Annotated in this window: 8 protein-coding genes and 2 pseudogenes; 7 read left to right on the plus strand and 3 right to left on the minus strand. The window is 64.5% G+C overall.

The features are described 5' to 3' along the window. Window positions 1–62 precede the first annotated feature (62 nt). The 3 genes from B1C78_RS09670 to pyrC all read right to left on the minus strand — a co-directional run bounded on the left by B1C78_RS09670 (window position 63) and on the right by pyrC (window position 3,015). Window positions 63–1,010 (minus strand): GGDEF domain-containing response regulator, encoded by a 948-nt coding sequence (locus tag B1C78_RS09670; protein WP_077278959.1) that lies wholly within the window; start codon window positions 1,008–1,010, stop codon window positions 63–65. 174 nt (window positions 1,011–1,184) lie between these two features. Further along, window positions 1,185–1,835: a ribonuclease T gene (rnt, locus tag B1C78_RS09675; protein ID WP_077278960.1), complete on the minus strand. Its 651-nt coding sequence runs from the start codon at window positions 1,833–1,835 to the stop codon at window positions 1,185–1,187. A 139-nt stretch (window positions 1,836–1,974) separates the two neighbouring features. Continuing rightward, window positions 1,975–3,015 carry a dihydroorotase gene (pyrC, locus tag B1C78_RS09680; protein WP_077278961.1) on the minus strand — a complete coding sequence of 347 codons (1,041 nt, stop codon included), beginning with the start codon at window positions 3,013–3,015 and terminating at the stop codon, window positions 1,975–1,977. Window positions 3,016–3,274: 259 nt separating this feature from the next. Here pyrC and aceE point away from each other — a divergent pair, with 259 nt between their 5' ends. The 7 genes and pseudogenes from aceE to B1C78_RS09710 form a co-directional block, all read left to right on the plus strand. After that, window positions 3,275–5,938 (plus strand): pyruvate dehydrogenase (acetyl-transferring), homodimeric type, encoded by a 2,664-nt coding sequence (gene aceE / locus B1C78_RS09685; RefSeq protein WP_077278966.1) that lies wholly within the window; start codon window positions 3,275–3,277, stop codon window positions 5,936–5,938. A gap of 53 nt (window positions 5,939–5,991) precedes the next feature. Next, on the plus strand, window positions 5,992–7,326 hold the full coding sequence (gene aceF, locus B1C78_RS09690; RefSeq protein WP_077278962.1) for a dihydrolipoyllysine-residue acetyltransferase: 1,335 nt from the start codon (window positions 5,992–5,994) through the stop codon (window positions 7,324–7,326). A gap of 188 nt (window positions 7,327–7,514) precedes the next feature. After that, a pseudogene (locus tag B1C78_RS18070) lies at window positions 7,515–7,752 on the plus strand (biotin/lipoyl-containing protein); the annotation flags it as partial. 62 nt (window positions 7,753–7,814) lie between these two features. After that, window positions 7,815–9,287 (plus strand): annotated as a pseudogene (gene lpdA / locus B1C78_RS09695) (dihydrolipoyl dehydrogenase); the annotation flags it as partial. Between the two features lie 560 nt (window positions 9,288–9,847). Continuing rightward, the gene (locus B1C78_RS09700) at window positions 9,848–11,593 is read left to right on the plus strand and encodes a sensor histidine kinase (RefSeq protein WP_077278964.1); all 1,746 of its coding nucleotides are present in this window, start codon (window positions 9,848–9,850) and stop codon (window positions 11,591–11,593) included. Continuing rightward, window positions 11,590–12,009 (plus strand): response regulator, encoded by a 420-nt coding sequence (locus B1C78_RS09705; protein WP_077278965.1) that lies wholly within the window; start codon window positions 11,590–11,592, stop codon window positions 12,007–12,009. Before B1C78_RS09700 ends, B1C78_RS09705 begins: the two co-directional genes overlap by 4 nt. Window positions 12,010–12,012: 3 nt before the next feature. Beyond that, a partial coding sequence (locus B1C78_RS09710) for a PAS domain-containing response regulator (RefSeq protein ID WP_139349882.1) occupies window positions 12,013–13,263 on the plus strand: 1,251 nt, incomplete at its 3' end.

A 13,263-nucleotide genomic window follows, 5' to 3' on the forward strand; every position in this document is an offset into this window, starting at 1 on the left:
CAGATTTAATTACAGTCCCCTCTGCCTTCATCCTTCATCCTTCGCCCGAAGGGCGCTCATCCTTACCCTACGACCCTGTTCCTCCCCTGCTCTTTGGCCTGATAGAGGTTCTGGTCCGCGACCCGGGTCATGGACTGGATGGTCTGCATCTCTTCGCCGTGGCGGTAGCAGCACACGCCGATGGAGACCGTGACCGGGATTTCGCCCTCCGACGTGGGGATGGATTCCTCGCTGACCGTGCGCAGGACCCGTTCGAAGATGCCGGGATCGCAATGCTCCGCCTTCTGGAAATGGGCCACCAGGGCGAATTCCTCGCCGCCCATGCGTGCCACCATGTCCATGGGGCGCAAGGCAAGGCGCAGGCGCTTGGCCAGAACGACCAGCACTTCGTCGCCGATGTCGTGGCCATAGTGGTCGTTGATCTGCTTGAAGTGATCCACATCCAGGATCCCGAGGCACACGGCGCCGCCGCGACCCTGAGTCTCCAGAATGGTCGACTCCATGCGCTTGTCCAGGGCCCGGCGGTTGGGCAGACCCGTGAGCGGGTCCGTGGTTGACAGGTACTCGAGCTGGCGGTTCGTGGCGGCCAGTGCCGCCGAGGTCTCCAGCACGGTGTTCTGCAGGCGGGCGATCCGCCCCGCGGCGTAGACGCGCGCGGCCAGCTGGACCTGGTTCACCGGCTTGGTCAGGTAGTCGTCCACCCCGTGGCTGAAGGCCTCCATCATGGCCTCGTCGCCTTCCTTGCCGGTGAACAGGATCAGGGCGGTGTAATGGCCGCGTTCCTCGTCCTTCTGGCGGATCGCGGCAGTGAGTTCCAGGCCGTTCATCTCGGGCATGACCCAATCGGCCAGCACCACTTCGGCGCGCCGGTCACTCATCATGGCCAGGGCCTCGGACGCCGACGCTGCCATGCGCACATCCGTATAGCCGATGCGGTTGAGCGTCGTGCGCAGTACCGCGCGGCTGTACTGCATGTCGTCGACGATGACGATGGCTAGATCTTCGACCATCCCTTGTTCAGCCCTGGTTCTTTATCGTTTGTGCAATGTCCCGTAGGCCCTGCGGGCGCCCCGGGTCGCTCCCCTGGCATCACGGCACCCCCGCGCAGTTCATGACCGCATTCGGGATGGGCGATGCTTTCTGTTGTATGCCCGGCACTTGTCTGCTCGTTTATAACGTCCCCATCAGGCGTTGTCCATGCGGGGTTGGACGGGTGGCGCGGGGATGTCTCCCCAGCGGTTGATCACGTGGCAGAACAGGTCGGCGGTCTTTTCCGCGTCATACACGGCCGAATGGGCCTCGCCATTGTCCCATGCCATGCCCGCCGCCTGTACGGCCCGCGCCAGCACCGTCTGCCCGAATGCCATGGCGGACAGCGTCACCGTATCCAGGCTGCTGAAAGGGTGGAACGGGTTGCGTTTCAGGCCGGCTCGCTCCGCGCCCCGATTGATGAACGAGAGGTCGAATCCCGCGTTGTGCCCCACCAGGATGGCGCGCTTGCAGACATTGGCCTTCACTTCCTCGCGGACGGCGCGAAACACATCGGCCAGCGCGTCCTTCTCGGGATGGGCGATGCGCAGGGGGTGAAACGGGTTGATGCCGTTGACCTCCAGCGACTTGGGGTCCAGGTTGGCTCCCTCGAAGGGCTGTACATGCCGGGACACGGTTTCATGGCGGTACAAACGGCCCCGGGAATCCATGCGCAGCAACACGGCCGCGACCTGGAGCAACGCATCGGTGTCGGGATTGAAACCCCCGGTCTCCACATCCACCACCACCGGCAGAAAACCACGGAAGCGGTGCCCCATGGGCTGGAAGTCGGTCGTGTCGTTCATGGGTGCGTAGGGTAATGGCTGAAGTGCGAAGTTGGAATCGGGAAGTGCGAAGTGAAAGTCTGTAGGTCGGGCTTCAGTCCGACAACCGGTGCTCGACAAGGTCACGGCCGTCGGCCTGAAGGCCGACCCATTTCCCACTTCAAAGGAGTCGCCATCCGATCGATCCGCCGGCGCGCAGTGGCACCACTGTGTCCCCGCCCAGGGGATACTCCCCAGGCACCTCCCAGGACTCCTTGACGAGGGTGATGCGTTCCTCGTTCACCGGCAGGCCGTAGAAACGCGGGCCGTTGAGGCTGGCAAAGGCTTCCAGGTGGTCCAGGGCGCCGGCCTGCTCGAAGGCCTCGGCGTAGAGCTCGATGGCGGCGTGCGCGCTGTAGATCCCGGCGCATCCGCAGGCGGACTCCTTGGCGCCCTTCGGATGGGGCGCGCTGTCTGTGCCCAGGAAGAACCGGGGATGGCCTTCGGCCAGTACGTCCATGATGGCCTGGCGGTGACGTTCACGCTTGAGCACCGGCAGGCAGTAATGGTGGGGGCGCATGCCGCCCTGAAAGAGGGCGTTGCGGTTCATGAGGATGTGCTGCGGGGTGACCGTGGCGCCCAGGCGATCATCACCGTCGCGCACGAACTGGACGGCGTCGCGGGTCGTGATGTGCTCCAGCACCACCCGCAGCCCCGGGAAATCCTTCATCAGCGGCGCCAGGGTCCGTTCGATGAACACCGCCTCACGGTCGAACACATCCACCTCCGGATCGGTGGCCTCGCCGTGCACCAGCAGCGGCAGGCCTGTTTCCTGCATGGTTTCCAGCGTGCCATGGCACCGGCGGATGTCCGTGACGCCGGCGTCCGAGTGAGTGGTGGCGCCGGCCGGGTAAAGTTTGACGCCGTGAACGAAGCCGCTGGCCACCGCGAGTCGGATCTCTTCCGGCGAGGTGGTGTCCGTGAGGTACAGGGTCATAAGCGGGGAGAAGGCCGTGTCTTGCGGCAGCGCAGCAAGGATGCGTTCACGGTAGGCCCGCGCCTGTTGCACGGTGGTCACCGGCGGCTTGAGGTTCGGCATGATGATGGCGCGCGCAAACTGCCGGGCCGTGTGTGCCACCACGGCGCGCAGCATGTCGCCGTCACGCACGTGCAGGTGCCAGTCGTCCGGGCGCCGCAGGGTCAATTCACTGGGTGTCGTCATGGCTTATGTCCGTGTGCATACCCGGGTTCGTGCGTGTGATGCGGAGCATACCGCGAGGTCGTTCACCTTGACCTGTCTTGCGCCAACCTTGAAGATAAATGGCCCTTTGGCGCCCGCATGAACGCGGGTCGCCGCCCGAACGAATCTATAACATATCAGGAATCTCCCCCCGTTTGCCGTCCGCACGTGATTGAAAGAATGACGTGGTCAGTGCGCAGTGGACGGGCAGGGCGGGGCCTGAACCCGTGAGGCCGGTATGATGCAGCAGCAGACGCAGATGCAGGACCAGGATGCCCAGGAAACCCAGGAGTGGCTTGACGCCCTGGAAGCGGTGATCGCGGCGGAAGGCCCCGAACGGGCGCATTACCTGCTGGAGCGTCTCGTGGACCAGGCCCGCCGTTCCGGTGCCTTCCTGCCGTATTCGGCCAACACGGCCTACGTGAACACCATCCCGCCCCATCTGGAACCCGAATACCCCGGGGACGGCGACCTGGAGCACCGTATCCGTTCATACATCCGCTGGAACGCCATGGCCATGGTGGTCAGGGCCAACCAGATCAGTTCGGAACTGGGCGGGCATATCGCCACCTTCGCCTCGGCGGCGACCCTCTACGACGTCGGCTTCAATCACTTCTGGCGCGCGCCCTCCCACGAGCACGGCGGTGATCTGCTCTACGTGCAGGGTCACTCCTCGCCCGGCATGTATGCACGCGCCTACCTGGAGGGGCGTCTCACCGAGGAGCAACTGGATCATTTCCGCCGCGAGGTGGACGGCAAGGGCCTGTCCTCCTATCCGCACCCCTGGCTGATGCCGGACTTCTGGCAGTTCCCCACGGTGTCCATGGGGCTGGGCCCGATCATGAGCATCTACCAGGCCCGTTTCATGAAGTACCTGCAGGACCGCGGCCTTGCCAATACCAAGGAGCGCCGGGTGTGGTGCTTCCTGGGCGACGGCGAGGTGGACGAACCGGAGAGCCTGGGTGCCATCACGCTCGCCTCGCGGGAGAAGCTCGAGAACCTCACATTCGTGGTCAACTGCAATCTGCAGCGACTGGACGGACCGGTGCGCGGCAACGGCAAGATCGTCCAGGAACTGGAGGCCATGTTCAGGGGCGCCGGATGGAACGTGATCAAGGTGCTTTGGGGCAGCTACTGGGATCCGCTGCTCGCGCGCGACACCAAGGGCCTGCTGCAGCAGCGCATGATGGAGGCGGTGGACGGCGACTACCAGAACTACAAGTCCAAGGACGGTGCCTACGTGCGCGAGCACTTCTTCGGCAAGTACCCGGAACTCAAGGCCATGGTGGTCAAGATGACCGACGAGGATATCTGGCGCCTCAACCGCGGCGGTCACGATCCCTTCAAGGTGTACGCCGCCTACAAGGCCGCCACGGAGTACACCGACGGCCCCACCGTGATCCTTGCGCACACCGTGAAGGGCTACGGCATGGGCGGCGCCGGCGAGGGTCAGATGCGCACCCACAGCCAGAAGAAGCTGGGCGTGGAGGACATGAAGGCCTTCCGCGACCGCTTCAGCATCCCGCTCAGCGACGAGCAGGTGGAGAAGGCGGAATACATCAAGCCCGACGATGACGCCCCGGAGATGCAGTACATGCATGCCCGGCGCAAGGCGCTGGGCGGGTATATGCCGGTGCGCAAACACTCCGCCGCGCCGTTGGATACCCCGGAGCTTTCCGTTTTCGAGCCATTGCTGGAATCCAGCGGCGATCGCGAGATGTCCACCACCATGGCCTTCGTGCGCATGATCACCCTGCTTTCACGTGACAAGAAAGTGGGCCGCCACGTGGTGCCCATCGTGCCCGACGAGGCGCGCACCTTCGGCATGGAGGGGCTGTTCCGCCAGCTGGGCATCTACTCCTCCGTGGGGCAGCTCTACGAGCCCCAGGACCGCGACCAGGTCATGTACTACAAGGAGGACAAGCAGGGTCAGATCCTGGAAGAGGGCATCACCGAGGCCGGCGCCACGTCATCCTGGATGGCCGCCGCCACGGCGTATTCCACCCACGGCGTGAACATGGTCCCCTTCTACATCTTCTACTCCATGTTCGGTTTTCAGCGCGTGGGTGATCTTATCTGGGCTGCCGGCGACATGCAGGCGCGCGGATTCCTCATGGGCGCCACCGCGGGGCGCACGACGCTGGCCGGCGAGGGCCTGCAGCACCAGGACGGCCACAGCCTGATGATGGCCGCCAATGTGCCCAACTGCATCAGTTACGATCCCACGTTTGCCTACGAACTTGCCGTGATCGTGCATGACGGGCTGCGGCGCATGTACGCCGAGCAGCAGAGCGTCTTCTACTACATCACCGTCATGAACGAGAACTATCCGCAGCCGGCCCTGCCGGAAGGTGCCGAGGAGGGCATCATCAAGGGCATGTACCTGCTGCAGAAGGGTGGACGCAAGAAGCAGCGCGTGCAGCTCATGGGGTCCGGCACCATCCTGCGCGAGGTCATCGCGGCGGCCGAACTGCTTAAGAAGGATTTCGGCGTGGAGTCCGACATCTGGAGTGCCACCAGCTTCAACGAACTGGCCCGAGACGGTCGTGACTGCGACCGCCACAATATGCTGCATCCCGACGGCAAACCGAAGATCGCCTACGTGACGCAATGTCTGGAGGGTCATGACGGACCGGTGGTGGCCGCGACCGATTACGTCAAGGCCTACGCCGACCAGATCCGCGCCTGGATCCCGGGCCGCTACGTGGTGCTGGGCACAGACGGATTCGGTCGTTCGGATCTGCGCTCGGCACTGCGGCGCCACTTCGAGGTGGATCGCCACTACGTGGCCGTGGCCGCGCTGAAGGCATTGGCCGAGGAGGGTGCCATCGCCGCCTCCAAGGTGTCCGAGGCCATCAAAAAGTACGGTATCGACGTAAATCGGCCCAACCCGCTGCGCGCCTGAGTACGCCAAGGTTCGGTCTGCGTTGATCCCTGACAAGAAACTGGAGTTGCGAGATGAGCAGCGTGGTTGAGGTAAAGGTCCCGGACATCGGGGATTTCAAGGATGTGGAGATCATCGATGTCCTCGTCAAGCCCGGCGACTCGGTCAAGCCCGAGGACCCGCTCATCACCCTGGAGTCCGACAAGGCCTCCATCGATATTCCGTCCCCCGGCGCCGGTGTCATCAAGGCGCTCAAGGTGAAGAAGGGCGACCGCGTCTCCGAGGGCGATGCCATCGCGGACATGGCGGCCGATGAATCGGGGCCGGAGACAGAGAAGGAGCAGGAAAAGAAGGAAAAGGCGCAGCCGGCACCGGAGAAGAAAGCCGAACCGAAGGAAGAAGCGGCCGAGGCGCGCGAACCGGAGAAGCCGCAGGCCGAGGCGGCGCCGCCGCAGGCAGCGAGGCCGGGCGGACCGCGCCCCTCACCCACGGCCTCCTTCATCAACGAGGAGGGTTTCCGCAAGGCACACGCGTCGCCCGCCGTGCGTCGTTTTGCCCGGGAACTGGGCGTGGACCTGGGCGCGGTGGACGGCAGCGGTCCCAAGGGCCGCATCCTCAAGGAGGACGTGCAGGGCTATGTGAAGCGGGCCCTGGCCCAGGGCGGCGGCGGGCTGGGCGTGGCGCCCATGCCGGAAATCGACTTCAGTGAGTTTGGCCCCATCGAAACGAAGTCGCTCACCAAGATCAACAAGCTTACGGGCCAGAACCTGCATCGCAACTGGGTGACTATCCCCCACGTGACCCAGTTCGATGAGGCGGATATCACGGAACTGGAGGAATTCCGCAAGACCCTGTCCGAGGAGTACAAGGACAAGGGCGTCAAGATCACCTTCCTGGCCTTCCTGATGAAGGCCGTGGTGGCGGCACTCAAGGAATACCCGCGGGTGAATGCCTCGCTCGATGCCACGGGCGAGAACCTGATCCTCAAGCAGTACTACCACATCGGCGTTGCGGTGGACACGCCGGACGGCCTGGTCGTGCCCGTGGTCCGGGACGTGGACCGCATGAGCCTGGTGGACATCGCGGCGGCGTTGCAGGAGACATCGAAAAAGGCGCGGGACAGGAAACTCAAGCCCGGCGACATGCAGGGCGGGTGCTTCACCATTTCCAGTCTGGGCGGCATCGGCGGCACCTATTTCACCCCCATTGTCAACGCCCCCGAAGTGGCCATCCTGGGTGTCTCGCGCGCAAAGATGCAGCCCGTGTGGAACGGCAAGGAGTTCACGCCGCGCATGATCCTGCCCATCGCCCTGTCCTACGATCACCGTGTGATCGACGGTGCGCTGGGCGCGCGCTTCACGGCGTTCCTGGCCAGCCGGCTTTCCGACATGCGCCGCATGCTTTTGTAGGAAGGCGCGAGAGGCAAGATACAAGAGACAAGAGGCAAGAAGGAGTGCCGGTCGTAGGTCGGGCTTCAGCCCGACGCCGGTGCCCGTCGGAGCCGCCGTTGTCGGGCTGAAGCCCGACCTACAGGAGGCAGGGGCCCATCGCTTGTCACGCACGGGCCTGAACACACGAGAACCAATCGGAGCTTTCCATGGGCAAGGTGGTCGAGATCAAGGTGCCGGACATCGGCGATTTCAAGGACGTGGAGATTATCGATGTCCTGGTGAAATCGGGTGACACGGTCAAGCCCGAGGACCCGCTCATCACCCTGGAGTCCGACAAGGCCAGTATTGACATCCCCGCGCCCCAGGGCGGCACCGTCAAGAAGCTCAAGGTGAAAAAGGGCGACAAGGTGTCCGAGGGCGATCCGATCCTGGATCTGGATGCGGACGAGACCGGCAAGGACGAAGGGGAGGACGAAGGCAGCCAGAAGAAGTCTGCCGGCAAGTCCGAGACCGCCGCGGCCGGAGAGAAGAGAGAAGCCGCCCCGACACCTGCAGCCGCGCCCGCCGACACGGACATGAGTTGCCGGCTGCTGGTCCTGGGTTCCGGCCCCGGCGGCTACACGGCGGCCTTCCGGGCCGCCGATCTCGGCCTCGACGTGATCATGGTGGAGCGTTATGCCGAGATCGGCGGTGTGTGCCTGAACGTGGGCTGCATCCCCTCCAAGGCCCTGCTGCACGCGGGACAGGTCATCGAGGAGGCTGAGGCCTTTGCCGGGCATGGCATCGACTTCGGCAAGCCGAAGATCGATCTGAAGAAGCTGGCCGGCTTCAAGGACGGTGTCGTGGGCAAGCTCACCGGCGGCCTGAAACAGCTGGCCAAAAAGCGCAAGGTGCGTGTCGTGCAGGGAGTCGGGAAGTTCAGCTCGCCCAATAGCCTCGAGGTGGAAGGCGAAGACGGCAAGCAGGTGATCGGTTTCGAACAGGCCATCATCGCGGCCGGGTCCCAGGCGGTAAAGCTGCCCGCCTTTCCGTGGGACGACGACCGCATCATGGACTCCACCGATGCCCTGATGCTCAACGACATCCCCAAACGCCTGCTGGTGGTGGGCGGCGGCATCATCGGCCTGGAGATGGCCTGTGTCTACGATGCGCTGGGGTCGAAGGTCACCGTATGCGAACTCCTGGACGAACTCATGCCGGGCGCTGACCGGGACCTGGTCAAGCCGCTGGAGAAGCGCATCAAGGGCCGCTACGAGGCCATCTACACGGGCACCAGGGTGACGAAGGCCGAGGCGACGAAGTCCGGCATCAAGGTGAGTTTCGAGGGCGGCAAGGCGCCGGAGACGGATACCTTCGATCGTGTGCTGGTGGCCGTGGGCCGAAGCCCCAACGGCGGAAACATCAACGCCGAGGCGGCCGGGGTGGCCGTGGACGAGCGCGGTTTCATCAAGGTGGACCGGCAGATGCGCACCAACGTGCCGCACATCTTCGCTATCGGCGACCTCGTCGGCCAGCCCATGCTGGCCCACAAGGCCGCCCATGAGGGGAAGGTGGCGGCTGAGGTGGCCGCCGGCGAAAAGTCCCACTTCGACGCCCGGGCCATTCCGTCCGTGGCCTACACCCACCCGGAGGTGGCCTGGATGGGCCTCACCGAGACCGAGGCGAAGGATCAGGGCGTGGAGTACACCAAGGGGGTGTTCCCCTGGGCCGCCAGCGGCCGCGCCATCAGCGTGGGCGGCGAGAGCGGCATGACCAAGCTCCTGTTCGACGAACAGGGCCGCGTCATCGGCGCCGGCATCGTCGGACCCAATGCCGGGGAGCTGATCGCCGAGGCGGTGCTGGCACTGGAGATGGGCGCCGACATGGAGGACATCGGTCTGACCATCCATCCCCACCCGACGCTTTCCGAGACCCTCTGCTTCGCCGCCGAAGTGGCCCACGGCAGCGTCACGGACATCATCGCCCCGAAGCGCAAGTAGCCCTTTTGGGTTCTTGAAGAGCGGAATGGACAGGATGGACAGGATTTTTCTGGATTAACAGGATGAAGGACCAAAAAACATTGGACAGGATTAACAGGATTTACATGATTTTAAAGCGTTTTTAATCGTGTTAATCATGTTAATCCTGTCTGATCTTTCTTTCTTTCGGCCTTATCCTGTTAATCCTTAAGAAATCCTGTCCATCCTGTCCATTTTCATTTGAACCAACCCGTCAGCCCCCGAAGCCCGTGAACGCCGCGGGCCGGTCCGGCGTTGGTTGCCCCGGGTCGCCTGCCCTGTAATACTGCCTCCACAGGGCTCATCCGGCTATCAGAAGCCCGGGACTCAAGCATGACGCAATGCCACGCCCGCGGGGCTCCCATCAGGGGCCAAGGACGGGTACGTTTGATCGCCCGTTTGCGGCGGGAATCCCCGGCGAACCGTCGCCCCGGTGACGGCCTCTGTCGCCCGTTCACTCCTTCCTGGTCAATTCATCGCCCGTCTCTTGCGGGCGGCGCCGTGCCGAGCGTCTCCCGGTCCGAAGCGGGACATGATTTCTGATGAGACAGTGGCAGACCGAGTCCAAGGTCCTGGCCGGGTTCGCGCTCGCCATTGTGGTGCTGGCCGTGGTCGGTGCCGGTCTTTACCGCACCATGGTGGACTTTATCGACACCAGCGAGGCGGTGGCCGGTTCCCAGAAGGCCCTGACGACCCTGGAAGCGGTCTACTCGCTCATGAACCAGGCGGAAAGCCATCAGCGCATCTACCTGCTGCTGGGCATGACAGAGTATCTCGACCTGCGCCAGGAGACCGTGGCGCGGGTGCACGGGCAGGTGACGGAGCTTGTCGAAATGCTGGGTGGTGATCCCGAACTGAGCGCCCACCTGCCCGAACTGGAGCGCCTTGTCGGCGTACGTCTGGCGCTGCTGGACAACGTGCTGGAGGTGCGCCGTACCCGCGGCTTTCAGGCGGGGCAGTGGCAGCTTGCGGCCAGCCCGGGTCGTGAGGAGATGCGCCGGCTCGGCGAACACGTGGTGTTCATGCAGGGCGAACTGACCGCGCACCTCCAGCAGCGCCAGCAGGCCGCGCAGGCAGGCGCCCGCCGCACACTCTCCATGCTCGGCCTGTTGCTCGTGCTGGCGGTGGCGAGCCTGACAGCCCTCTACCTGCGGATTCGTCGTGAGAGCCGTGACAGGCGCGACGGCGAGCAACGCCTGCGTGCCGTCGTGGATACGGCGGCCGACGGCATCGTCACCATCGACGCGCGAGGCCGCATCGAGAGCTTCAACCGGGCCGCCGAGCGGCTCTTCGGCTATGCGGCCTCGGAGGTGATCGGCGGCAATGTCTCGCGGCTCATGCCCGAGCCTGAGCGCAGCCGCCACGACGGCTATCTGAAACGTTACCTGGATACGGGCGAGGCCCGCATCATCGGTACCGGGCGCGAGGTGACCGGCCTGCGTAAAGACGGCGGCCTTATCCCTGTCAGCCTCGCCGTCAGTGAGGTGAAGCTGGGCGCGCGGCGCCTGTTCACGGGGATCCTGCACGACCTCACGGAGCGCAAGCGCGCCGAGCAACGTCAGGCCCGGCTGATCGGCGAACTGCACGATGCCAACGAGGAACTCAAGAATTTCGCCTACGTGGTATCGCACGATCTCAAGGCACCGCTGCGTGCCGTGGGCTCGCTGGCCGACTGGCTCGCCAGCGACTACGCGGACAGGCTCGATGACCAGGGGCGGGAGTATCTTGACCTGATGAAGAGCCGTGTCACGCGCATGGACGCCCTGATCGATGGCATCCTCGAATACTCGCGGGTGGGGCGCATCCAGGAGATGCGCACCGCTGTGGATCTCGACACCCTGGTCCCCGAGGTGGTGCATCTGCTCGCCCCGCCCGCCGGTGTGCAGGTCACGGTGGAGGGGCCGCTGCCCGCCGTAATCGGAGAGCGCGTGCGTCTCCAGCAGGTCTTTCAGAATCTGATCGGCAACGCGCTCAAGCATCTGGACAAACCGGAGGGCCACATCCGTGTCGCCTGCGCGGACGACGGCGACCACTGGCGGTTCAGTGTCTCCGACGATGGGCCGGGCATCGAGCCCCGTCATCAGGAGCGCATCTTCCAGCTCTTCCAGGTGCTCACGCCGCGCGACCGCAAGGAGAGCACCGGTGTGGGTCTCGCCCTGGTCAGGAAGATCGTCGAACTGCACGGCGGCCGGGTGTGGGTCGAGTCCACGCCGGGCGAGGGCGCCGCATTTTTCTTCACCCTGTCCAAGTCCGGGCCGCCGGATCGCGGAGGAGAGCAGCAACCATGAAGACCCATGCCAGACCCATCCTGCTGGTCGAGGACGACCGCATCGACGCCATGACCGTGACCCGCTCGCTCAGGGAACTCCACGTGGCCAACTCCGTCGAGCATGTGGAGAACGGTGAGCAGGCGCTGGCCTACCTGAAGGATCCCGCCTCGACCCGGCCGTGCCTGATCCTGCTCGATCTCAACATGCCTGTCATGGGCGGCATCGAATTCCTGCGCGAGACCAAGAGCAACGGCCTGAACCTCAGGCGTATTCCGGTGGTGGTGTTGACCACCTCCGAGGAGCAGCGCGACAAGGTCGAGAGCTTCGATCTCGGGGTCGCAGGTTACATGCGAAAACCGGTGGACTACGGGCAGTTCGTCGACATGATGCGCACCATCGACGCCTACTGGACCATCAGTGAGCTGCCGGACTGACTCATGAGCAAGGTCCCCGTGCGCATCCTGCTGGTGGAGGACGATCAGGTTGATCGGCTGGCCTGCCGGCGCGCGCTGGCCGAGCACGCCGACTACGACTTCGACCTCATCGAGGCCGAGACCGCCCGCCAGGGTTTGCAGCTTGCTCTGCGACAGACTCCGGATCTGGTTCTGCTGGACTACCACCTGCCGGACATGAGCGGTCTGGAATTTCTCGCCGAACTCAGGCGCGAGCATACCGAACTGCCCGTGCCCGTGATGATGCTCACCGGGACGGACAACGTGGGCGTGGCGGTGGAGGCCATGCGGGCCGGCGCCCACGACTATCTGGTCAAGGACAGCGAGCGCCAGTACCTGGAGTTGCTGCCCGCCGTCATCGAACGGGTGCTGCGCGAACAGCGCCTGCGCAGCGAGAAGCGGGCGGCCGAGGCCAAGTTCCGCACCCTGGTGGAGCAGATCCCGGCGATCACCTACATCGCCGCCCTGGATGTGCCGGGGAGGCTGCTCTACATCAGCCCGCAGGTGCGTCGCCTGGGCTATTCGCCCCAGGAGTGGCTCGAGGATCCGGAGGGGCTGCTGAAGCTGATCCACCCTGAGGACCGGGCGGCCGTGCATGAGGCTTATGCCGCAAGCTACGAGCGCAGCGTCCCCCTGCGCCGTGAGTACCGGATTGTGACCCGCGAAGGGCAGACGCGCTGGATGCTGGACGAGGCGCGCATCGTCCAGGACGGCAAGGGAAAGCCCCTGTTTTTGCAGGGGGTGCTGATCGACATCACGGACAAGAAACAGACCGAGGAAGAGCTGCACTACCACCGCAGGCGCCTGGAGGAACTGGTGGCCAGGCGCACCGAGGAACTCGAGAAGCAGACCGAACTGCTCAGGTCCGCCAATACGAATCTGGTCGACGAGATCGGCGAGCGCCGTCGCCTCGAAGCCGAGGCGACGCGTTACGCGAGAGAGGTGCAGGATCTCTACGACAACGCCCCCTGCGGCTACCACTCCCTGGATTCGGACGGCGTCTTCACCCGTGTGAACGATACGGAACTGCGCTGGCTTGGTTATGAGCGTGACGAAGTGATCGGAAGGAAGTTCTCCGACTTCCTCCTGCCGGAGGGTATGGCCACTTTCGAGGAGAACTTTCCGCGCTTCAAGGAGCGGGGGGAGATACACAATCTCGAGTTCGATCTGCTGTGCAAGGACGGCAGCCTCCTGCCCGTGGCGCTGAGCGCCACCGCCCTGCGCGACGAGGCCGGG

The sequence above is a fragment of the Thioalkalivibrio denitrificans genome (genome assembly GCF_002000365.1).
GTDB classification, from domain to species: domain Bacteria; phylum Pseudomonadota; class Gammaproteobacteria; order Ectothiorhodospirales; family Ectothiorhodospiraceae; genus Thioalkalivibrio_A; species Thioalkalivibrio_A denitrificans.